We start from the raw sequence: 20,944 nt of genomic DNA on the forward strand, positions 1-20,944 counted from the left end.
ATGACGATCGACCCGAAGCCCCGCAGCCGCACGGTGACCGACGGGATCGAGGCCGCGCCCGCGCGCGGCATGCTCCGCGCGGTCGGAATGGGCGACGGCGACTGGGGCAAGCCGATCATCGGCGTCGCCAGCTCGTGGAACGAGATCACGCCGTGCAACCTGTCGCTGGACCGGCTGGCGCAGGCGTCGAAGGAAGGCGTGCACGCGGCCGGCGGCTACCCGCTGCAGTTCGGCACCATCTCGGTGTCCGACGGCATCTCCATGGGCCACGACGGCATGCACTTCTCACTGGTCTCCCGCGAGGTCATCGCCGACTCCGTCGAGACGGTGATGCAGGCCGAGCGGCTCGACGGCTCGATCCTGCTGGCCGGCTGCGACAAGTCGCTGCCGGGCATGCTGATGGCCGCCGCGCGCCTCGACCTCGCGTCGGTCTTCCTCTACGCGGGCACGATCGCCCCCGGCTGGGTGAAGCTCACCGACGGCACGGAAAAGGACGTCACGCTGATCGACGCCTTCGAGGCGGTCGGGGCCTGCCGGGCCGGCCGGCTCAAGACCGCCGACCTCGACCGCATCGAACGCGCCATCTGCCCGGGTGAAGGCGCCTGCGGGGGGATGTACACCGCGAACACGATGGCGTCGGCGGCCGAGGCGATGGGGATGAGCATGCCGGGCTCGGCGGCGCCGCCGTCCGCGGACCGGCGTCGCGACCACTACGCCCACCTGTCCGGGGAAGCCGTCATCGGCCTGCTCGAACGCGGCATCACCGCGCGGGACATCCTCACGCGGGAGGCGTTCGAGAACGCCATCACCGTCGTGATGGCCCTCGGTGGTTCGACCAATGCCGTGCTGCACCTGCTGGCCATCGCGCACGAGGCCAAGGTGCCGCTGACGCTCGACGACTTCAACACGGTCGGCGACCGCGTCCCGCACCTGGGCGACCTGAAGCCGTTCGGCAAGTACGTCATGAACGACATCGACCGCCACGGCGGCATCCCGGTGCTGATGAAGGCCCTGCTGGACGAGGGCCTGATCCACGGTGACGCGCTCACGGTGACCGGCCGCACGGTGGCCGAGAACCTCGCCGAGCTGGACCCGGACCCGATCGACGGCGAGGTCCTGCGCGGCCTGGACAACCCGCTGCACCCGACCGGCGGCATCACCATCCTGCGCGGCTCGCTGGCCCCCGAGGGGGCGGTCGTGAAGTCCGCCGGCTTCGACACGGCCGGCTTCGAGGGCCCGGCGCGCGTGTTCGAGCGCGAGCAGGAGGCGATGACAGCGCTGAACGAGGGCCGGATCGAGGCCGGCGACGTCGTCGTCATCCGCTACGAAGGCCCCAAGGGCGGCCCGGGTATGCGGGAGATGCTGGCCATCACCGCGGCGATCAAGGGCGCCGGACTGGGCAAGGACGTGCTGCTGCTGACCGACGGGCGGTTCTCCGGCGGCACCACCGGCCTGTGCATCGGGCACGTCGCGCCGGAGGCGGTCGACGGCGGGCCGATCGCCTTCGTCCGCACCGGCGACCGGATCGCCGTCGACATCAAGGCCCGCAGCATCGACCTGCTGGTCGACGCGGCCGAGCTGGCCCGCCGCCGGGAGGGCTGGGAGCCGCTGCCGAACAAGTTCCCGGAGGGCGTGCTCGGCAAGTACGTCAAGCTGGTGCAGTCGTCGTCCTACGGGGCCGTCACGAGCTGAGCGAGGGCGCGCTTGTCGACCTTGCCCACGTCGGTCAGCGGCAGCGCCGCCACGAAGTCCACGGCCGCCGGGACGTAGTGCTCCTGCCCGAAGGCGGCCCGCGCGTGGGCCTTGAGGTCGTCCCCGGTCACCTCCCCGGCCGCGACGACGACGGCGTGCAGCAGCCGGCCGTCCGGGCCGGGGACGCCGAAGACGGCCGCGGCCCGCACGGCCGGGTGCGCCGCGAGGGCGTGTTCGACGACGGTGGTGGGCACCTTCGTGCCGTGCTCGCCCACCACGACGACGTCGTCCGCGCGGTCGAGCAGGTAGAGGTACCCCTCGTCGTCGAAGCGGCCGAGGTCGCCGGTGCGCAGCCAGCCCGCGCCGACCTCCGGGCCGCCGAGGTAGCCCTCCATCATGGCCAGCCCGCGGACCTCGACCTCGCCGGCGTCGGTGATGCGCGCCTCCATCCCGGGCACGATCCGGCCGACCGAGCCCAGCCGCTCCGGCCGGTCGAGCAGCTCGGCGGCGGAGATGCTGGCGATCATCGGCGCCTCGGTGAGGCCGTAGCCCTGGCCGACGACCGGGCCGAAGACGTCGAGGGCCTGAGCGAGCCGGTGCGGCGGCAGCGGCGCAGCCCCGAGGGAGAGCGAGCGGACGCTGCCGAGGTCGGTCTCCGGGCGCTTCGGGTGGTCCAGGAGCGCGGCCAGCCGGGGCGGAGTCAGCGAGAGCGTGTCGATCCGGTGTGCCTGGATCGCGTCAAGAACCGCTCCTGCGTCGAAGCCGTCGTGCACCACCACGGTGTCCTGCCGCAGCAGCGCGCCGAGGACGGTGGCGTTGCCGGTCATGTGCGTCATCGGGGCGACGAGCAACGTGCGGCCCGGGCCGTCCGGTGCCGGCGTGAAGAGGTGCGCCATGCCGTCGTAGATGCCGCTGTGGCGGATCAGCTTGGGCGCGCCGGTGGTGCCGCCGGTGGGGAAGAGGAGGCGGACGTTCTCCGGCGGGTGCAGCGGCTCGGGTTCGCCGTCGAGGTCGCCGAGGGTGCGGACGTCGCCGACGGGCCAGTCCTGCGGCCGGTCGGTGACGACGGTGGCGCCGCTCGCCGCGGCGAGCCGGTCGCGGGCCGGGGCCGACGCCGGGACCAGGAGGACGGTGGCGCCGCGGAGGAGAGCGGCGAGCTGGACGAGGACCGTTTCGGGCTGGTTGCGCAGGTCGACGGCGAGCGTTCCGACGGTGCCGAGTCCGCCGTGCAGGCGGCGCAGCCGGTCGCGGGCCTGGTGGTAGGTGGTGACGCCGTCCTGGATGAAGAGGGGGCGGTCACCGCCGTCGTCGAACGCGGCGAGGACCTTCGTCAGGAAGAAGCTCACGCTCGAGGACCGTACTCAGGTGAGGCTTGTTCCGCCGTCGCCCGCCGCATGACTTCACTGCTCCGGCCGCCGGTTCGCGCGGGGGCGCGGCGGGCTGACCAGAACAGGCCTCAGTCCTGGTACGAGAGCTTCTCCATCTCCTCGTCGAAGTCGAACCAGTCGCTCTCGCTGCCGGCCGGGACGACGTCGTAGGTGCGGTCGAGGAAGGCCGCGATCTCCTTGGCGGGCGCTTCGAGCACGGCGGCGCCGTCGGGGGAGCTGAGCTCCACGACGACCAGCGCGGGGTCGCCGGCGGGCCCGATCCGCACGTCGCCGTCGCCGCAGCGGCCCAGGAGGCCGTCGGCGAGCAGGTCGCGGCCGAAGAGCCAGCGGACCGCGCTCGGGCCGGCGTGCAGCACCACGGCGACCGCGTACGGGTCGAGGGTGTCGTACTCCAGCTCGGCCGGCACCGGCCGCGGCGCGGCCCCGAAGGTGCGCAGGGCGAAGTCGATGCGGACGTTGATCAGGTTGTCGGGGTCGGTCATCGGACCGCCTTTGCTACTCGTCGGTTAACTTCGGTTGCTTCCAGGGATAACCCATAGTCAGTTCAACGCCCAGCGTTCCGAATAACTTTCACACTCTGGGGTGATCAAGAAGTGTCCGAGGTCACCGGCGGCGTGGCCGATCGGGCAACTCCCTCACCGACGGTGATCGACGGTCACAGTCTTTCGTAGCGGCGGCGGCGCCGGATGGGTCCCCGCGCCGGAGTTGCGCCTTCCGGGTGGGAAGGGTCACCGCACACCAGTCCGCCCCGCCGCCCGGCCGCGAACCCCTGCCGAGGAAGTGGTGGGTGACGTGGAGGGTGCCGGACATGGGTGAGCGTGGGCGGCTGCGGCTGCAGCCGGACGAGGCGCCGGCGCCCGCGCCGAGCGCCGAAGAACTGCTTCGGCGGGTGGCGGCGGGGAACGAGACGGCGTTCGCGTCGCTGTACGACCTCGTCGCCGGGCCGGTGCTCGGCCTGGCGGTGCGGGTGCTGCGCAGCCGCGCGCAGGCCGAAGAAGTGGCGCAGGAGGTGCTGGTGGAGGTGTGGCGCAAGGCCACGAGGTACGAGCCGGAGCGCGGCAGCGCGCTGTCGTGGGTGCTGACCATCGCCCACCGCCGGGCCGTGGACCGCGTGCGCTCGCACCAGGCCGGCGTCGACCGCGAGGAGCGGGCCGGCCTGATGGACGTGCGGCGGCCGTTCGACGAGGTCACCGAGTCCGCGCTGGCCGGGCTGGAGCAGCAGCGGGTGCGGCAGTGCCTGTCCGCGCTGACCGAACTGCAGCGCGAGTCGATCGTGCTGGCCTACTACAACGGCTACACCTACCCCGAGGTCGCCGAGGTGCTGAAGGTCGCGCCGGGCACCGTGAAGACCCGCATCCGGGACGGCCTGATCCGCCTGCGCGACTGCCTGGGGGTGGACCGGTGACCGCCGAACTGCACACACTGACCGGGGCCTACGCCCTCGACGCCGTCTCCCGGGCGGAGCGCGCCGAGTTCGAGCGCCACCTCGGGGAGTGCACCGCCTGCCGCCAGGAGGTGGCGGAGCTGCAAGCGACCGGCGCGCGGCTCGGCGTCGCCGCCGCGGTGAACCCGCCGCCGGAGCTGAAGCTGGTGGTGCTCGCCGACGTCGCCCGCACCCGCCAGCTGCCGCCGAAGGTGCCGGTGGCGCTCGACGGCAAGGCGCGGGCCAAGACGTGGCAGCTGCGGACCGCGCTCTTCGGGGCGGCCGCCGCGGCCGTGGTCGCGGTCGTCTTCGGCGTCACCAGGGCACCCGCGCCCGTCGACTCGGTGCTGAGCGCGCCGGACGCGTCCGCCATCCAGGGCGTCGGCGAGGGGCACGCCACGCTCGTCGTCTCGCGCAGCCGGCACCAGGCCGTGCTGCTCGCCTCGGAGCTGCCCGCGCTGGACGCCGGGCACGTCTACCAGGTGTGGCTCATCGGCACCGGCGGCGCGCGGTCGGCCGGGCTGATGACGCCCGCGGCGTCGCAGCGGATGCTCGTGGCCGACCTGCCCGCGGACGTCGACCGGATCGGGATCACCGTCGAGCCGGCCGGCGGTTCGGCCGGTCCGACGACCCCCGCCGTCACCCGGATTGCCCTTGTCTAGCGGCGAGCTGCGCCGTGGGCCGGCCGCCCTGCTGGGCGTCCTGGCCCTCGTCGCGGCCCCGGCGGCGGGGCACCTGGCGGCGGGGCACCTGGTGGCCGGGTTCGTGGGGGTCAACGCGTCGCCGTACCTCGCGGTCGGCAACGGCGCCATCGACCTGACCCCGGTGTGGCTCAAGGACTTCACCGTCCGGACGGTCGGCACGTACGACAAGCTCGTGCTGCTGTCCGAGATGGCCGTGGTGCTGGTGCTCGTCGCGGCGGTGGCGGGGCTGTTGTCGCGCCGCACGCCGGTGCCGGGGCTGGTGGTGATCACCGGGCTCGGGCTCGTCGGGCTCGTCGCGGTGTACGTGCGTCCCGACCTCGGCGCGGTCGCTCTATCCGTCCAGTGTGGACGGGTGGACGTCCGGCAGCCCGGTCGCCGCGGCCGTGGACCGCTCGCGGGGGGGCCATGCTCGCCATCGGCCTGAACGGCGAGCCGCTGCCGCTCGAACACGGTTTTCCGGCCCGGCTGGTCATTCCGGGGTTGTACGGGTACGTGTCGGCCACGAAATGGGTGACCGACCTCGAAGTCACGACCTGGGCCGTGCGGCAGGCGTATTGGCTGAAACGCGGCTGGGGCCGCGAAGCGCCGATCAAGACGGAATCGCGGATCGACCCGCCCAAGGGTTTCGAAACCGTCCCGGCCGGGAAAGTCCGGGTCGCCGGGATCGCGTGGGCGCAGCACACCGGGATCGCCGAAGTCCAGCTGCCGGGCGACCGACAAAAGCGGTTACCCGCAGACGGAAATGCGCGCGGGTACCGTGCCCGACGGCGCCACCGGGTGGCACGGCATCGCCTTCACCGCACGGTGACCCGGATCACCTGAATGGGGGCCAACCCGTTCAACGGACAGCTCCGAATACCCATCAAGAAGAAGTTCTCAGCCGCATATGGGAGTGATTCAAGTGACCAAGCTTCGTGTCGCCGGAATCGGCGTCGCCGCCGTTGCCGCCCTTTCGCTGACCGCGTGCAGCGGCAGCGACACCGCTTCGTCGGGCAGTTCCAGCAGCTCGATGGCGCCGTCGTCGTCGATGCCCGCGCCGTCGTCCAGCATGGCTTCCGGTACCGCCAACGGCGTGACGACCAACGCCGACGTGTTCGGCCCCGCCTGTTCGCAGCTGCCGCAGGGCTCCGCCCCCGGCTCGCTGGACTCGATGGGCCCGCAGCCGGTCGCCTCGGCCGCGTCGACGAACCCGCTGCTGACCAAGCTGGTGGCGGCCGTCAAGGCCACCAACCTGGTCGACACGCTCAACAGCCAGGAAGCCATCACGGTGTTCGCGCCGGCCGACCCGGCGTTCGCCGCGCTGGGCGACGCCAAGTTCAACGAACTGGCCGGCAAGCCCGCCGAGCTGGCGCCGATCCTGCAGTACCACGTCGTCGGCAAGCGCTACGACGCCAAGAGCCTCGCCGCGGCCGGTTCCGTCGACACGCTCAACACCGCCGGCGGCCCGGTCAAGATCGAGGGCACCGGCGACAACATGACGATCAACGGCGCGAAGATCCTGTGCGGCAACATCCCCACGAAGAACGCCACGGTCTTCGTGATCGACAAGGTGCTGACGCCGGGCACCAACAAGTGATCTAGCGTCCCAGCAGCGGGCCCAGGCGTTCCGCGATGTCGGTGAGGATCTGCACGTAGTCTTCGTGTTCGAAGGTGAACGGCAGGGCGAAAGCCACCTCGTCGATCTCGCGGAACGCCTGGTGCGCGTGCAGCCGCTCGGCGATTTCCGCGGACGTGCCGACGAAGTCGGGGGAGAACAGCATCCGCGCGGGGCCCTGGGGTTCCGCGGTGCGTGGCAGCCGCTTCTCGGCGTAGGCCGCGTACTTCGCCCGCTGTTCCGGTGTCGCGCGGTCGGTGGGGATCACGACCAAGCCCTGCGAGATGCGGCCGGTGGGGTGCTGCTCGCGGAACGTCCGGATGTGCGAAAGCTGGATCTCGGCGAAGTCCGTGCTCTCGCCTTCGGCCTTGACCACGCTGCTGGTCAGGAAGTTCATCCGGTGCTTGCCCGCCCACTCCGCCGAGCGCAGGCTCGCGCCGCCGTACCAGAGGCGGTCGCCGAGCCCGGGTGCCTGCGGCTGGACCCGGTCGGAGAACACCTCGAACCCCTGGGTGCCGCTGAAGCCGGTCGCCGGCTCGCCGCGCACGAAGTCCAGGAGCCGCTGGACGCGGTCGTAGGAGAAGTCCTCGGCGTCCGCGGTGTCCGGGTAGAGGGCGTGCTTGACCTCGTCCCAGCGCATCGGCGGCCCGACGCTGATCCCCGGGTTGAGCCGGCCGCCGGAGAGCAGGTCGACGGTGGCGAGGTCCTCGGCCAGCCGCAGCGGGTTCTCCCAGCCGAGCGGGATCACGGCGGTGCCGAGCTCGATCCGGCTGGTCCGCTGCGACGCGGCGGCCAGCACGGCGACCGGTGACGAGATGCCGTACTGCAGGTGCCGGTGGCGCACCCAGGCGCTGTCGAACCCGAGCTGTTCGCCCAGCTCGATGATCTCCAGCGTCGACTCGTGACCCCGGCGCGGGTCGGCCGCGTCGAACAGGCCGATGGTCAGGAAGCCGAGCTTCCGCAGTGGTCGTGGCACAGTGCCGATTCTGCCCCCGGCCGGCGAGGTGTTCCAGCTGGTGGACTACCGCTGCTCGAGCCGGTCCAGGCCGTCGAGTGCGGGTCCTCGTGCGCGATCTGAGGCCGGCGCGGGAGTCGTCACCCGCGCCGGCCCCGAAGACCCTTCGCGCCTCAGCCGTTGTGCGGGCAGTTACCCCGGTAGTCCGAGATGGACAAGCTGGTGCTGGGGATCGGGCAGAGGAACTGCTCGTAGCGGGTGTCGTTGTCGATGAAGCGCTTGAGCCAGGACAGCGTGTACTTCGCGATCGTCGTGTTCGGCGAGTTCGGGGCGAAGTGGCTCGCCCCGCGCAGCTCGAGGTACGCGCGGTCCAGAGTGGAGGGAAGGCTCGTGTAGAACGGGATCGAGTGCGACGCCACCGGCGCGACGGTGTCCGACTGCGCCCCGACGACCAGGGTCGGCACGCGCAGCGTCGACCAGTTCTTCGTCAGGTTCCAGCCGGTCAGCGGCACCGCGGCCTGCAGCGACGGGCGCGAGCGCGCCGCTTCCAGGGTGCCGCCGCCGCCCATCGAGTGCCCGACGACGCCGAGCCGGGTGCTGTCGATGCGCGAGCGGACCGAGCTCTGCTGGGTCAGGTAGTCGAGCGACGCCAGCAGCTGCCTGCCCCGGCTGTCGGGCTGGTCACTGGTGGTCAGGGTGTCGATGGTGAACACCACGAACCCCTGCGAGGCCAGGCGCGGGCCCAGCCAGGCGATGCTCGACTGCGTGGCGGTGAAGCCGGGCGCGATCGAGATGGCGCCGAACGTGCCGGCCGTCGTGGTCGTCGGGTAGTAGATGGTGCCGCCGCCGAAGCCGGAGACGGCCAGCCGCGACACCGTCACGGTGCTCGTGTCGAACGAGCCGCGGGTGGCTTCGATGCTGGCCGTGGTGGGGGCGGGACCCCGCTCGTACGGGTTCGCGGCGGCGGGCGCCGGCGCGGCGACGCCGGTGGTCAGCGCCAGTGCGGCCAGCACGACGCCGGCAGCCTTGGCACGCCACCCGCGGCGGCGGGAAATTTTCTCACCCGGACCGGACGACGTCGGCGGGCTGGTGAGTGCGGACATGGATCGCTCTCTTTCCCCGGGCAGGCGAAAGCTCGCCCGGACACAGACGGGCGGATCGGAGAACTGGTGCACGGCAACGGAAAGGGGGTGCCGCGGGCGGGGGGCGGGGTAACCGCTTTCCCGTCGCCTATGAAACACCTTGGCGAAATGTTCCACATCCTCCGAATGGGGGAGTGGGGTGACGAACTGGGCGGTCGCTCAGTGAACCGGTACCGGATCCAGCGCGCCGCGCACGAGGGTGTCGACCAGGGTCGTCGCCACGGTCAGGTCCACCGAGCGGGCGGCCAGGACGTCGGAATAGAGGAAGGACTCGCCGAGCCGGACCACCGCGAAGGCCAGGTCGGGCAGCCCGACCAGCGGGGCCAGCCCGGCGGCTTCGGTGTCGGCCCGGAACAGCTCGACGTGCGCGTCGACCAGCCCGGGCTGGACGGCGCCGCGCGGGTCGGTCAGCACGCGCAGGGCGACGCTCGACTCCGCCTCGATCAGCTTGCGCATGCCGTCGCTGCCGGCGACCTCGCGGCGGTACTCCTCCATGACCCAGAGGCAGCGCAGCCGGCCCTCCGGCGTGCGCACCGCGTCGCCGTGCCGGGCGCGCCAGCCGTCGAGCGCCCGCTGCCAGGTCCGGTCGGAGAGCAGCCGCAGCCCGGCGCCCATGAGATCGTCGCGGTTGCCGACGCGCCGGAAGAACGTCGTGCGCGAAATCCCGAGTTCGGCCGCCATCCGGCCGAGGTCGAGGCGCGTCCCGGCCATCAGCAGCCGGGCCGCGTGCCGGACGATGTCGTCGGTCGAGACGGTCACCGGCTCACCCTAGCTTCGCCGGCTTCGGAGCGGGCCCGCATGGTGCGGTCCGCAGGTGGCCGCCGGTTACCTTGAAGTGCGCGCCGCCCCTTCGGTTAGCGTGGGTTTCGTGCGCGTAGACATCTGGTCCGATCTGGTCTGTCCCTGGTGCTATCTCGGCAAACGCCGCTTCGAGCAGGCGGTGGCCGAAGCCGGCGTGGACGTCGAGGTGGTGCACCACTCGTTCCAGCTCGACCCGTCGTTCCCGCGCGGGACTTCGCGGCCGACGCGCGAGGTGCTGGCCGAGAAGTACGGCCGGACCCTGGAAGAAGCCGACGCGATGGAAGCCGGGATGGAGCAGCGCGCGGCCGCCGACGGCCTCGAGTACCACCTCGACGGTGTCCACATGGGCAACACCGTCGACGGCCACCGCCTGGTCCACCTCGCCGCGGACCGGGGGCTGGCCGACGCCGTCGTGGACCGGTTCTACCGGGCCCACTTCACCGAGCGGCGCTCGCTGTTCGACCGCGACTCGCTGGTGGAACTGGCCGCGGAAGCCGGCCTGGACGCTGCGGAGGCGCGGGCCGTGCTCGAGTCCGACGCGTACGAAGCGGAAGTGGCGGCGGACGGCGAGCAGGCCCGCGCGCTCGGCGCGTCCGGCGTGCCGTTCTTCGTGATCGACCAGCGGTTCGGCGTGGCGGGAGCCCAGTCGCCGGAGGTGTTCGCGCAGGTGCTGAGGCGAGTCAGCGACGGCGCCGCCGCCGGGTGAACCGCGACCGGTCGGTGGCGACCCCGGCCAGGTGCAGGGCCACGCACAACAGCCCGGCGGTGGTGAGCGTCCCGGTGGTGATCACCGGGCCCAGCCCGAACCCGGCCAGCTCCATGAGCAGAGCGAGCCCGAAGAGCACGGCGGCGAGAATGGCGAGCATGAAGGCCTCGTTTCCGTGGGGGTGCGCCCGAATGGTCCACACCACTGCGACGTTCGCGGGACGGGGGGTCCCGGCGTTGGTGGCCGGTAATTCCCCCGCCCCGCCCGCCTGAAACGACCTTTTCCCCGACCACCTTCGCGGCCCACCACCCGCCTCGCGCAGCCGCCGGCCCGGCCCGCCTGATCACTGCAGCGAGCCGCGTCCGCGGCGGCGCCCGCGTTTCCACGCCACCGGACGGCACCGACAGTTTCGTTTCACGCAGGGGGCGGGGCCGTGCTGGAGCGGACCACCAGCTCCGTCGGGAGCAGCACCGGTTCTCCGGCCTCCGTGCCCGTCTCGATTTCCGTCAACAACGCCTCCACCGCGTGGCGACCCACCGCCTCGAACGACTGGCGGATCGTCGTCAGCGGGGGCCAGAAATGGGCCGACTCCTCCATGTCGTCGAAGCCCACCACGCTCACCTCCGAGGGCACCCCGCGACCCGTCTCGTGCAACGCGCGCAGCAATCCCAACGCCATCTGGTCGTTCGCCGCGAACACCGCGGTCACCGTCGGGTCCGCCGCCAGCCGCAACCCCGCCCGGTAGCCCGACTCCGGGGACCAGTCACCGGCCAGTACCGGCGGGACCACCCGGTCCGCCCGCTCCAAAGTGGCCTGCCAGGACTTCCGGCGGCGCTCGGCCGAATACGACTGGGGCGGGCCCGCGATGTGCCAGACCGTCGAGTGGCCCAGTGACAGCAGGTGGCTCGTCGCGCGGGCGGCTCCGTCGGCCTGGTCGTTGTCCACCACCGGGTAGTCGTAGCGGGCGCTCGAGTCGATCACCACCACCGGGAGCCCGTGCGGCAGCTCGATTTCGCTCTGGTCGAGCTGGTGCTGTTCGATGAGGATGATGACGCCGTCGACGGCCTGCTCGTTCAGCGTGCTGAACGCGCCCGTCACCTCGCCCTGCGTCGGGCGCGTCACCGGCATCAGGATGATCGAAAACCCCTCCGTCACCACCGCCGCCGCGATGGCGTCGAGCGTGCGGCTGTTGCCGAACGTCGGGAGGGCCGAAATGATCACGCCGATGCTGCGGAACTGGCCGTTGCGCAGGGCGCGGGCCGCGCTGTTGGGGCGGTAGCCGACCCGGCGCATCGCGGCGAGGACCCGCTCGCGGGTCGCGTCGTCCACATTGGTCTTCCCGTTGGCCACCCGGGAGACCGTCTGGCCCGACACGCCCGCCTCGCGGGCCACGTCCGCCATCGACGGGCCCCGGCGCCGGGCGGGGCCGGATGCGGATGACGTCGCTGTCTGGCGCGGCACGGTCACTCCTTAGCTTTCGGGGGTCCGGCTGGCGAAGCCCCCGGCCCGGGGCGAAGCCCCGGCTGTCACACGGTGTCCTGGACATGTTTACGTCAACACGTTACTCTGCGGCCGTTCATGTTGACGTAAACATCTCGCCGGGTCCCGCGCCTGGCGAGGCGAACACTCGGAGAGACGATGACGTCCACAGCGGCTCCGCCCGCCCCGGTGCCCGCGCGCCGGGCGCCCGCGGCCCGCCGGCCGCGGCGAAAGTGGCGGGGCTGGCTCTTCGTCGCCCCCTTCATGCTGGTCTTCGCGCTGACCTTCATCGCGCCCGTCGTCTACGCGTTCGTGCTCAGCCTCTTCCGCGACCAGGCCTTCTTCGGCGGCACGGTCTTCGTCGGCGCCGACAACTACGTGCAGGTCTTCGGCGACCCGAAGTTCTGGGAGGCCTTCCGGCGGGTGCTGGTCTTCCTCGCCGTGCAGGTGCCGATCATGCTGCTGCTCGCGCTGATCGCGGCACTGGCGATCGACAGCGCCCGGCTGCACGCCGCCGGGTTCTTCCGGATCGTGATCTTCCTGCCCTACGCCGTCCCCGCCGTGGTGGCCGCGCTGATGTGGGGCTTCATCTACGGTGACCACTTCGGGCTCGCGGCCGACCTGAACCACCTGCTGGGCACCGCGGTGCAGCCGCTGTCGCCGAACTGGCTGCTCACGTCGATCGGCAACATCGTCACGTGGGAGTTCGTGGGCTACAACATGCTCATCTTCTACTCCGCGCTGAAGGTGATCCCGAAGGAGCTGTTCGAGGCGGCCGCGATCGACGGCGCCGGCACGTTCCGCACGATCCGGTCGGTCAAGCTCCCCGCGATCCGGGGCGCCATCGTGGTCGCGACGATCTTCTCGATCATCGGCAGCTTCCAGCTGTTCAACGAGCCGAACATCATGCGCAACCTCGTCCCGAACACGATCGGCACCTTCTACACGCCGAACATGTACGCCTACAACCTCTCCTTCAACGGGCAGCAGTACAACTACTCCGCCACCGTCGCGATCGTGATGGGCGTGATCACCGCGGTCATCGCCTACGTCGTGCAGCTGCGCGGCTCGCGGAAGGAAGTGTGACGTGGCCGTTCTTTCCAGGACGCAGTTTTCCGTGACCAGACCCCGCAAGTCGCGTGTCCTCACCGGCTTCATGGCGCTCTACCTGCTCTACACCCTGGTGCCCCTGGTGTGGCTGGTGATCAACGCGACCAAGACCCAGCCGTCGCTGTTCTCGACCTCGGGGCTGTCCTTCGGCGACTCGTTCGCCCTCTTCGACAACATCGGGCAGACGTTCACCTACAACGGCGGGATCTTCTTCCGCTGGCTCGGGAACACCCTGCTGTACGTCGTGGTCGGGGCCGGCGGTGCGACGATCCTCGCCACGGCCGCGGGCTACGGCCTGGCCAAGTACCGCTTCCCCGGCCGCCGCGCGGTGTTCGCCGTCGTCCTCGGGGCCGTCGCCGTGCCGCCGACCGCGCTCGCCGTGCCGACGTTCCTGATGTTCAGCAAGCTCGGGCTGACGAACACGCCGCTGTCGGTCATCATCCCGTCGCTGATCAGCCCGTTCGGCCTGTACCTGGTCTGGGTCTACGCCACCGACGCCATCCCGGACGAGCTGCTGGAGGCGGCGCGGATCGACGGCGCGGGCGAACTCCGGATCTTCCTCACCGTGACGCTGCGCCAGCTGGTCCCCGGGATCATCACGGTCGCGCTGTTCACGATGGTGCAGACGTGGAACAACTACTTCCTGCCGCTGATCATGCTCAGCGAGCCGAAGTGGTACCCGCTGACCGTCGGGCTCAACCAGTGGAGCGCCCAGGCCAACGGCGCCGGCGCCCAGCCGATCTTCAACCTGGTCCTCACCGGGTCGTTGCTCACCATCATCCCTCTCGTCCTCGCTTTCCTGCTCATGCAACGGTTCTGGCAGTCCGGGCTGAGCGCCGGAAGCGTCAAGCAGTAAACCCGCCGTCACACCGTCGTGAAGGGACACTCGATGTCACGCATCCGCAATGCCAAGGCGCTCGCCGCCGTGGCGCTGGCCGCCGCACTGGCGGCCGGCTGCTCGTCCGGGGGCGGCTCGTCGTCCGCGCCCGCCGCCGCCACCGGCACCCAGGACTCCGTCGACGCCGCGCTGAAGGCGGGCGGCGAGATCACCTACTGGAGCTGGACGCCGTCGGCGAAGGACCAGGTGGCCGCGTTCGAGAAGGAATACCCGAACGTCAAGGTCAACTACGTCAACGCGGGCACCAACAAGGACGAGTACACCAAGCTGCAGAACGCGATCAAGGCCGGCTCGGGTGCCCCCGACGTCGCCCAGATCGAGTACTACGCCCTCCCGCAGTTCGCGCTGACCGATTCGCTGGCCGATCTCAACCAGTTCGGCTTCGGCTCGTTCGAAAAGGACTACAGCGCCTCGACGTGGGCGCAGGTGAAGAACGGCAACGGCGTCTACGGCCTCCCGCAGGACTCCGGCCCGATGGCGCTGTTCTACAACAAGGAGGTCTTCGACAAGAACGGCATCGCCGTGCCGAAGACGTGGGACGAGTACATCGCCGCGGCGAAGAAGCTGCACGCCGCCGACCCCACCAAGTACATGACCTCGGACACCGGTGACCCCGGGGCCGTGCTGAGCATGATCTGGCAGGCCGGCGGCCACCCGTTCACCGTCGACGGCCGCAACGTCAAGGTCAACCTCGCCGACGCGGGCACCAAGAAGTGGACCGCGATGTGGGACCAGATGATCCAGGGCAAGCTGCTCGCCCCGGTGAAGGAGTGGTCCGACGACTGGTTCCGCGCCCTCGGCGACGGCACCATCTCCTCCCTGGTCACCGGCGCCTGGATGCCGGGCAACTTCATCTCTTCGGTGCCCGGTGGCAGCGGGAAGTGGGCCGTGGCGCCGATGCCGACCTACGACGGCCAGAAGGCGGTCACCGCGGAGAACGGCGGCAGCGCCCAGTCCGTGGTCAAGCAGAGCAAGAACCCGGCGCTGGCCGCGGGTTTCGTGCGCTGGCTCAACCACGCCGGCGGCGTCCAGCCCTTCATCAAGAGCGGCGGCTTCCCGTCCACCACGGCCGACCTGACCTCGCCGGCGTTCGTCGACGAGGCCGTGCCGTACTTCGGTGGCCAGAAGATCAACCAGGTGCTGACCCAGGCATCGAAGGACGTCGCCCCGGGCTGGACCTACCTGCCGTACCAGACCTACGCCAACAGCGTCTTCAGCGACACCGCGGGCAAGGCCTACCTGAACGGCACCGGCCTCGACGCCGGGCTGGCGGCCTGGCAGCAGGCCATCGTCGACTACGGCAACCAGCAGGGCTTCACGGTCAGCGCCGGATGACCGTCCACATCGAAGGCGACGTCGGCGACCCTGCTCAGGTGATCGGCCCCGTTCCGCGTCGCCTCTTCGGCTCGTTCGTCGAGCACATGGGCCGGTCCGTCTACACCGGGCTGTACGAACCGGAGCACTCCACTTCGGACGAACGCGGGTTCCGCGGCGACGTCCTCGAGCTGGTCCGGGAACTCGGCCCCACCGTGCTCCGCTATCCCGGCGGGAACTTCGTTTCCGGCTACCGCTGGGAAGACGGTGTCGGGCCCGAGCGGCCCGTCCGGCTGGATCCGGCGTGGCACAGCGTGGAATCCAACCGCTTCGGCCTGCACGAATTCGCCGCGTGGGCCGAAGCCGCGGGTGCCGAGGTGATGTACGCCGTCAACCTCGGCACCCGCGGCGTCCAGGAGGCCGCCGACGTCCTCGAGTACTGCAACCACGCCGGCGGCACCGAACTGAGCGAGCGGCGCCGCGCCAACGGCGCCGACCGCCCGTTCGGCTTCAAGCTGTGGTGCCTGGGCAACGAGATGGACGGCCCGTGGCAGATCGGCCACAAGACGGCCGAGGAGTACGGCCGCCTGGCCGCCGAGACCGCCCGGCTGATGCGGATGATCGACCCGGACCTCGAACTGGTCGTCGCGGGCAGCTCGCACGCCGACATGCCGACGTTCGGCGAGTGGGAGCGCACGGTGCTGCGCCACACCGCGGAGCTGGCCGACCACATCTCGCTGCACGCCTACTACCAGGAACTGCACGGCGACACCGACAGCTACCTGGCCAGCGCGGCCGCGCTGGACCGCTACATCCGCACGACGGCGGGTGTCATCGACGAAACCCTCGCCGAGCTGGGCCTCGACAAGAAGATCGGGATCAGCGTCGACGAGTGGAACGTCTGGGACCTGCGCCGCTGGAACGAGGTCGACCAGGCGAAACTCGCCGAGGGCGGCTGGCGGCAGCACCCGCGGATCATCGAGGACACCTACACCGTGACCGACGCGGTCGTCGTCGGTTCGCTGCTGGGTTCCCTGCTGCGCAACGTCGACCGCGTCACCATGGCCAACCAGGCCCAGCTGGTGAACGTCATCGCGCCGATCCGCACCGAGCCCGGCGGCCCGGCGTGGCGGCAGACGACGTTCCACCCGTTCCAGCGGGTCGCCGCGCTGGCCCGCGGGGCGAGCCTGCGCCTGAGCGTCGAAGGCGAGCAGCTGCGGACCGCGCAGCACGGCGAAGTCGACCTCGTCGACGTCGCCGCGACGGTCGGGGAGTCCGGGCGCGGGGCGGTGTTCCTGACCAACCGCGCGACGGCGTCGGCGACCGAGGTCCGGATCCGCCTGCGTGGCGCCCGGTTCGGCGTCTACGCCGCCGAAACGCTGACCACGCCGGACGGCGAGAACCGCCACACCGCGAACACCGCCGACGCACAACCGGTCCGGCCGGTGCCGCTACCCGGCGCCGCCGCGACGTCCGACCCCGGGGGGACCACCATCACCGTGACACTGCCACCGCTGTCCTGGACCGTGCTGCAGCTGACCCCGCAGGCGGGCCCGCATGCCTGAGTTCGTGATCGGGGAGCACGACTTTCTGCTCGACGGCCGCCCGTTCCGCATCCTCTCCGGTGCCCTGCACTACTTCCGCGTCCACCCGGACCTGTGGGCCGACCGGATCGACAAGGCCCGGCGGATGGGGCTCAACACCATCGAGACGTACGTGGCGTGGAACGCGCACGCCCCGGAGCCGGGGGTGTTCGACCTGACCGGCGGGCTCGACCTCGACCGCTTCCTGCGGCTCGTCGCCGAGGCCGGGATGTACGCGATCGTGCGGCCCGGCCCGTACATCTGCGCCGAGTGGGACAACGGCGGGCTGCCCGCCTGGCTGTTCCGCGACCCGTCGGTCGGGGTGCGCTCGTCCGAGCCGAAGTACCTCGACGCGGTGCGCGACTACCTGACGAAGGTGTACGAGGTCGTCGTCCCGCACCAGGTCGACCGCGGCGGGCCGGTGCTGCTGGTCCAGGTGGAGAACGAGTACGGCGCGTTCGGCGACGACAAGCGCTACCTGAAAGCGCTTGCCGAGCACACGCGCGAATCCGGCGTCACCGTGCCGCTGACCACAGTGGACCAGCCGACCCCGGAAATGCTGGAAGCCGGCAGCCTCGACGGGCTCCACCGCACGGCGTCGTTCGGCTCCGGCGCCGAGGAGCGGCTGGCGATCCTGCGCGCGCACCAGCCGACCGGGCCGCTGATGTGCAGCGAGTTCTGGAACGGCTGGTTCGACCACTGGGGTGCCCACCACCACACGACGCCGGCCGCGGATTCGGCGGCGGAACTCGACGCGCTGCTCGCCGCGGGCGCGTCGGTCAACCTCTACATGTTCCACGGCGGCACCAACTTCGGCCTCACCAACGGGGCCAACGACAAGGGCGTCTACCAGCCGCTGATCACCTCCTACGACTACGACGCGCCGCTGGACGAAGCCGGTGACCCGACGCCGAAGTACCACGCCTTCCGCGACGTGATCGCCCGCTACCACAAGGTCCCCGACACGGTCCCGCCGCCGCCGCGGCCCGCGCCGACGCCGTCGGGAGTGCTCGGCGACCCCGTCCGGCTGCTCGACGCCCCGGACCGCTGGGGCACCTGGGAGTTCCACGAGGACCTGCCCGCGTTCGACGACCTGACGCCGATGCCGCAGTTCGCGCTGCTGCGCACGACCGTGCAGGGCGAGCGGCCCGGCGTGCTGACCTTCGGCGAGGTCCGCGACCGCGCCACGGTGTTCTTCGACGGCGCCCTCGTGGGCACGCTCAGCCGTGACCACCACGAGCGCGCGATCCCGCTGCCGCGCGCGGCCGGTGAGCTGCTCGTGCTGGTCGAGGATCAGGGCCGGGTCGACTACGGCCCGCGCATCGGCGAGGCGAAGGGCATCATCGGCGGGGCGGCGCTGCACGGCGAACCGCTGGCCGGCTGGGACGTGCTGCCGTTCGACCTGGCCGCCCTGCCGTCGCTGCGGCCCGCGCGACCGGAGCCGGTGGCGGGTGCGGTGGCCGGGCCGGTGGTGCTGCGCGCCCGGATCGACGTCGACGAGCCCGCCGACCTGTTCCTCGACACCGGGGAGTGGGGCAAGGGCGTCGCCTGGCTGAACGGGTTCGCGCTCGGCCGGTACTGGCGGCGGGGCCCGCAACGGACGCTGTACGTGCCGCGTCCGGTGGTCCGGGCGGGCGCCAACGAACTCGTCGTGCTCGAACTGGGCACGCTGCTCGACCCCGCGGTCCGGTTCGTGCCGCGGCCGCTGCTCGGCCACACCGAGGCCTGAGAAGAGTCCCCACCGCACCGAAGGGCAGTTCGACGATGAACCTGCGGCGTTTGCTCACCGTCCTTTGTGTACCTCTGGTCGGCGGCGCGGTCGTGGCCGCGCCCGCGGTGGCGGCCACCACCGTGACCGTGAAGCCGGACCCGACCTACCGGCAGCAGCCGTTCGACGGCTGGGGCGCCAGCCTGGCCTGGATGGCCGAGGCGACCGGCGGCTACCCGAACGCCGTCCGGAACAAGCTGGCGGACCTCGTCTTCGGGCCCGAGGGGCTGAACCTGAACATCGCCCGGTTCAACGTCGGTGGCGGCAACGCCCCGGACGTCCCGGCGTACCTGCGCCCGGGAGCCGCGGTCCCCGGCTGGTGGAAGGCGCCGGCCGGCACCACCCGCGCCGACAGGGACTGGTGGACACCCGGTGATCCGGCCGAGTTCGACCCGGCGGCGGACCCTAACCAGCGCTGGTGGGTCGACCGGATCAAGAACCGCGTCACGAAGTGGGAGGCGTTCAGCAACTCGCCGCCGTACTTCCAGACCGTGTCCGGGTACGTCTCGGGCGGCTTCACCGCCACCGACGAGCAGCTGCGGTCCGACCGGATCGGCGACTTCACCGCGTACCTGACGCAGGCGGTGCGCACCCTGGAAAAGGCGCACGGCATCAAGTTCGCGTCGGTGAACCCGATGAACGAGCCGAACACGAACTACTGGAAGACCACCCTGGGCGCCGACGGGAACCCGACCGGCGGGCGGCAGGAAGGCGCGCACATCGGGCCCTCGGTCCAGTCCCGGCTGATCCCGGCGATGGCCTCGGCCCTGAAGTCGGCCGGTTCGCGGGCGATCGTCTCGGCACCGGACGAGACCAACCCGGACATCTTCGCGGCGGACTGGGCCGGCTGGTCGGCCGACGCCCGCGCCGCGGCGGGCCGGCTCAACGTGCACACCTACGGCACCGGCAACCGGCCGGTCCCGCGGGACCTGGCCAAGGGCGCGGGGAAGCCGTTGTGGATGAGCGAGGTCGGCGGCAGCTGGCTCGACCGGCAGGACTTCACCGACATGGACCCCGGCCTCGGCATGGCCAAGCAGATCACCGACGACCTGCGGCTGCTCGAGCCGAGCGCGTGGGTCAGCTGGCAGCCGATCGAGGACTACGACAACATGAAGCCGGGCGGCGAAAGCGCGGCCGGGATGAACTGGGGCGAGATCCAGGTCCCGTTCGACTGCCCGGCGAACGCCACGCTGCGGACCTGCCCGATCAAGACGAACACGAAGTTCAACACGATGCGGAACTTCACCCACTACATCCGGCCGGGTGATCGCCTGATCGGGGTGGACGACACCGCGTCGACGGCCGCCGTGCGCGGTGAGGACCTCGCGACGGTCGTGCACACCAACGCGGGCACGGACGAGCAGGACGTCACGCTGGACCTGTCGGGCTTCCGGAACGTCCGGCCGGGCGCGTCGGTGACGCCGGTCGTCACCGACGTCACCGGGGCGCTCAAACGCGGCAAGCCGGTGCGGGTGGCCGCGGGCCGGGCGACGCTGCGGGTGCCGGCGCGCTCGGTGACGAGCTTCCTGGTCGACGGCGTCTCCGCGACGGCGGCCGGCACGGGCATCGGCTCCGGCAAGCCGGTCACCCTCACCGGGGTGCAGAGCGGCAAGTCGCTCTCGGCGGAGAACGGCTCGCTGGTCCAGCGCACGACGGACGCCTCCGCGGCGGCGCAGCGGTGGACGCTCACCGACCGCACGGGCCGCTACGGCAACCGCGACCGGTTCACCATCACCAACGCGGGCACCGGGCAGGTGCTCGGCACGGCCGGCGGCGCGGTGACGCTGGCCGCGGCGGGCACGTGCGACCCGGCGGCGGAATGGACGTTGTCCACGACGGGCGACGGTACTTGGACATTCGTCAACGCGGCGAGCGGTCAGCTGCTCGACGTCATCGGCGAATCCCGCGAGGACGGCGCCCGCATCGGCCTGTACAAGCCCACGAACGGCCCCAACCAGCGCTGGCAGGCCGTCACCCGCTGACCCCGAGCGCCCCAAGGCGGCCTTGGTTGCGTCAGACGCACCCAAGGCGGCCTTCGGTGCGTCTCACGCACCGAAGGCCACATTGAGGTTTTCTCAGTAAGGCTGGGGCCGGGTGCGCGTGTTGACCGGGGTTGAGGCGTGGGGCCCCTGGTAGGACTGGATTTGCGAAGATCAAGTCCGAGGTTCCAGAGGCCCCACGTGATCAATTATGGTGCCACGCTCGACGTGGCGCGAGAGCTGGTCTGGTTCGTCGCCCGTCTTCTGAGGGTGCAGCGCAAGCGGCGCGGCACTCGCCGAGGCCGCCGCGCACTGACCCCCTACCAGCAGGCGGTCCTGGTGCTGCGCTGGTTCCGTGACGCCACCCCCGTCCACCGGCTCGCCACCGACCACCGCATCAGCCTTGCC

The 20,944-nt window shown here is 71.3% G+C and carries 18 protein-coding genes and 2 pseudogenes; 13 read left to right on the forward strand and 7 right to left on the reverse strand.

Features of this window, described 5'->3' with window-relative positions; genetic code table 11:
- Nucleotides 1-1,692 carry a dihydroxy-acid dehydratase gene (ilvD, locus tag ACLJOU_RS16830; protein WP_410568301.1) on the forward strand — a complete coding sequence of 564 codons (1,692 nt, stop codon included), beginning with the start codon at nucleotides 1-3 and terminating at the stop codon, nucleotides 1,690-1,692.
- On the opposite strand, the gene ACLJOU_RS16835 is transcribed toward ilvD, so the two are convergent.
- Both ACLJOU_RS16835 and ACLJOU_RS16840 read right to left on the reverse strand, forming a co-directional pair.
- The gene (locus tag ACLJOU_RS16835; RefSeq protein ID WP_410568303.1) at nucleotides 1,671-3,038 is read right to left on the reverse strand and encodes a class I adenylate-forming enzyme family protein; all 1,368 of its coding nucleotides are present in this window, start codon (nucleotides 3,036-3,038) and stop codon (nucleotides 1,671-1,673) included. The genes ilvD and ACLJOU_RS16835 overlap by 22 nt on opposite strands.
- 110 nt (nucleotides 3,039-3,148) lie before the next feature.
- Nucleotides 3,149-3,562 carry an SsgA family sporulation/cell division regulator gene (locus ACLJOU_RS16840; RefSeq protein WP_410568305.1) on the reverse strand — a complete coding sequence of 138 codons (414 nt, stop codon included), beginning with the start codon at nucleotides 3,560-3,562 and terminating at the stop codon, nucleotides 3,149-3,151.
- A gap of 326 nt (nucleotides 3,563-3,888) precedes the next feature.
- On the opposite strand from ACLJOU_RS16840, the gene sigK reads away from it, so the two are divergent.
- The 4 genes and pseudogenes from sigK to ACLJOU_RS16860 all read left to right on the forward strand — a co-directional run bounded on the left by sigK (nucleotide 3,889) and on the right by ACLJOU_RS16860 (nucleotide 6,783).
- Nucleotides 3,889-4,485, forward strand: coding sequence for an ECF RNA polymerase sigma factor SigK (gene sigK / locus ACLJOU_RS16845; RefSeq protein ID WP_410568307.1), 597 nt, complete (start codon nucleotides 3,889-3,891; stop codon nucleotides 4,483-4,485).
- Nucleotides 4,482-5,165, forward strand: coding sequence for an anti-sigma factor domain-containing protein (locus ACLJOU_RS16850; protein ID WP_410568309.1), 684 nt, complete (start codon nucleotides 4,482-4,484; stop codon nucleotides 5,163-5,165). Before sigK ends, ACLJOU_RS16850 begins: the two co-directional genes overlap by 4 nt.
- Nucleotides 5,158-6,015: pseudogene (locus tag ACLJOU_RS16855) on the forward strand (molybdopterin-dependent oxidoreductase). The gene ACLJOU_RS16850 and the pseudogene ACLJOU_RS16855 overlap by 8 nt, the downstream one beginning before the upstream one ends.
- 93 nt (nucleotides 6,016-6,108) lie before the next feature.
- The gene (locus tag ACLJOU_RS16860) at nucleotides 6,109-6,783 is read left to right on the forward strand and encodes a fasciclin domain-containing protein (RefSeq protein WP_410568311.1); all 675 of its coding nucleotides are present in this window, start codon (nucleotides 6,109-6,111) and stop codon (nucleotides 6,781-6,783) included.
- A gap of 1 nt (nucleotide 6,784) precedes the next feature.
- Here the strand turns inward: ACLJOU_RS16860 and ACLJOU_RS16865 are convergent, their stop codons facing one another.
- The 3 genes from ACLJOU_RS16865 to ACLJOU_RS16875 all read right to left on the reverse strand — a co-directional run bounded on the left by ACLJOU_RS16865 (nucleotide 6,785) and on the right by ACLJOU_RS16875 (nucleotide 9,657).
- A complete protein-coding gene (locus tag ACLJOU_RS16865; RefSeq protein ID WP_410568313.1) occupies nucleotides 6,785-7,777 on the reverse strand; it encodes an LLM class flavin-dependent oxidoreductase in 993 nt (330 codons plus the stop codon).
- A 152-nt stretch (nucleotides 7,778-7,929) separates the two neighbouring features.
- Entirely contained in the window at nucleotides 7,930-8,859 is a 930-nt protein-coding gene (locus tag ACLJOU_RS16870; RefSeq protein WP_410568314.1) for an alpha/beta hydrolase family protein, read from the reverse strand.
- 198 nt (nucleotides 8,860-9,057) lie between these two features.
- Nucleotides 9,058-9,657 (reverse strand): QsdR family transcriptional regulator, encoded by a 600-nt coding sequence (locus tag ACLJOU_RS16875; RefSeq protein ID WP_410568316.1) that lies wholly within the window; start codon nucleotides 9,655-9,657, stop codon nucleotides 9,058-9,060.
- Nucleotides 9,658-9,778: 121 nt separating this feature from the next.
- Between ACLJOU_RS16875 and ACLJOU_RS16880 the strand changes: the two genes are divergently transcribed.
- Nucleotides 9,779-10,405: a DsbA family oxidoreductase gene (locus ACLJOU_RS16880; RefSeq protein ID WP_410568367.1), complete on the forward strand. Its 627-nt coding sequence runs from the start codon at nucleotides 9,779-9,781 to the stop codon at nucleotides 10,403-10,405.
- Here ACLJOU_RS16880 and ACLJOU_RS16885 read toward each other — a convergent pair.
- The gene (locus tag ACLJOU_RS16885) at nucleotides 10,380-10,565 is read right to left on the reverse strand and encodes a hypothetical protein (protein WP_013229246.1); all 186 of its coding nucleotides are present in this window, start codon (nucleotides 10,563-10,565) and stop codon (nucleotides 10,380-10,382) included. The two genes, ACLJOU_RS16880 and ACLJOU_RS16885, sit on opposite strands and share 26 nt — an antisense overlap.
- Nucleotides 10,566-10,819: 254 nt before the next feature.
- Nucleotides 10,820-11,872, reverse strand: a complete 1,053-nt coding sequence (locus ACLJOU_RS16890) for a LacI family DNA-binding transcriptional regulator (protein ID WP_410568318.1) — start codon at nucleotides 11,870-11,872, stop codon at nucleotides 10,820-10,822.
- 171 nt (nucleotides 11,873-12,043) lie between these two features.
- Between ACLJOU_RS16890 and ACLJOU_RS16895 the strand changes: the two genes are divergently transcribed.
- From ACLJOU_RS16895 to ACLJOU_RS16925, 7 genes and pseudogenes are all read left to right on the forward strand, one after another.
- On the forward strand, nucleotides 12,044-12,970 hold the full coding sequence (locus ACLJOU_RS16895) for a carbohydrate ABC transporter permease (RefSeq protein ID WP_410568320.1): 927 nt from the start codon (nucleotides 12,044-12,046) through the stop codon (nucleotides 12,968-12,970).
- Nucleotides 12,971-13,040: 70 nt separating this feature from the next.
- Nucleotides 13,041-13,850 (forward strand): carbohydrate ABC transporter permease, encoded by an 810-nt coding sequence (locus tag ACLJOU_RS16900; protein ID WP_410568369.1) that lies wholly within the window; start codon nucleotides 13,041-13,043, stop codon nucleotides 13,848-13,850.
- A gap of 33 nt (nucleotides 13,851-13,883) precedes the next feature.
- Nucleotides 13,884-15,227 (forward strand): ABC transporter substrate-binding protein, encoded by a 1,344-nt coding sequence (locus ACLJOU_RS16905; RefSeq protein WP_410568322.1) that lies wholly within the window; start codon nucleotides 13,884-13,886, stop codon nucleotides 15,225-15,227.
- On the forward strand, nucleotides 15,224-16,771 hold the full coding sequence (locus ACLJOU_RS16910) for an alpha-N-arabinofuranosidase (protein ID WP_410568324.1): 1,548 nt from the start codon (nucleotides 15,224-15,226) through the stop codon (nucleotides 16,769-16,771). Before ACLJOU_RS16905 ends, ACLJOU_RS16910 begins: the two co-directional genes overlap by 4 nt.
- Complete coding sequence (locus tag ACLJOU_RS16915; RefSeq protein WP_410568326.1) at nucleotides 16,764-18,518, forward strand: glycoside hydrolase family 35 protein; 1,755 nt, start codon at nucleotides 16,764-16,766, stop codon at nucleotides 18,516-18,518. The genes ACLJOU_RS16910 and ACLJOU_RS16915 overlap by 8 nt, the downstream gene beginning before the upstream one ends.
- 35 nt (nucleotides 18,519-18,553) lie before the next feature.
- Nucleotides 18,554-20,539 (forward strand): RICIN domain-containing protein, encoded by a 1,986-nt coding sequence (locus ACLJOU_RS16920; RefSeq protein ID WP_410568328.1) that lies wholly within the window; start codon nucleotides 18,554-18,556, stop codon nucleotides 20,537-20,539.
- A gap of 198 nt (nucleotides 20,540-20,737) precedes the next feature.
- Nucleotides 20,738-20,944 (forward strand): annotated as a pseudogene (locus tag ACLJOU_RS16925) (IS5/IS1182 family transposase); the annotation flags it as partial.

It is taken from the genome of Amycolatopsis sp. cmx-4-61 (genome assembly GCF_046548775.1).
Lineage (GTDB): Bacteria > Actinomycetota > Actinomycetes > Mycobacteriales > Pseudonocardiaceae > Amycolatopsis.

Coding starts and splice junctions, on each gene's coding strand:
- ACLJOU_RS16905 (WP_410568322.1), top strand. CDS start 13,884: ATGTCACGCATCCGCAATGCCAAGGCGCTCGCCGCCGTGGCGCTGGCC.
- sigK (WP_410568307.1), top strand. CDS start 3,889: ATGGGTGAGCGTGGGCGGCTGCGGCTGCAGCCGGACGAGGCGCCGGCG.
- ACLJOU_RS16885 (WP_013229246.1), bottom strand. CDS start 10,565: ATGCTCGCCATTCTCGCCGCCGTGCTCTTCGGGCTCGCTCTGCTCATG.
- ACLJOU_RS16915 (WP_410568326.1), top strand. CDS start 16,764: ATGCCTGAGTTCGTGATCGGGGAGCACGACTTTCTGCTCGACGGCCGC.
- ACLJOU_RS16870 (WP_410568314.1), bottom strand. CDS start 8,859: ATGTCCGCACTCACCAGCCCGCCGACGTCGTCCGGTCCGGGTGAGAAA.
- ACLJOU_RS16900 (WP_410568369.1), top strand. CDS start 13,041: ATGGCGCTCTACCTGCTCTACACCCTGGTGCCCCTGGTGTGGCTGGTG.
- ACLJOU_RS16910 (WP_410568324.1), top strand. CDS start 15,224: ATGACCGTCCACATCGAAGGCGACGTCGGCGACCCTGCTCAGGTGATC.
- ilvD (WP_410568301.1), top strand. CDS start 1: ATGACGATCGACCCGAAGCCCCGCAGCCGCACGGTGACCGACGGGATC.
- ACLJOU_RS16840 (WP_410568305.1), bottom strand. CDS start 3,562: ATGACCGACCCCGACAACCTGATCAACGTCCGCATCGACTTCGCCCTG.
- ACLJOU_RS16920 (WP_410568328.1), top strand. CDS start 18,554: ATGAACCTGCGGCGTTTGCTCACCGTCCTTTGTGTACCTCTGGTCGGC.
- ACLJOU_RS16895 (WP_410568320.1), top strand. CDS start 12,044: ATGACGTCCACAGCGGCTCCGCCCGCCCCGGTGCCCGCGCGCCGGGCG.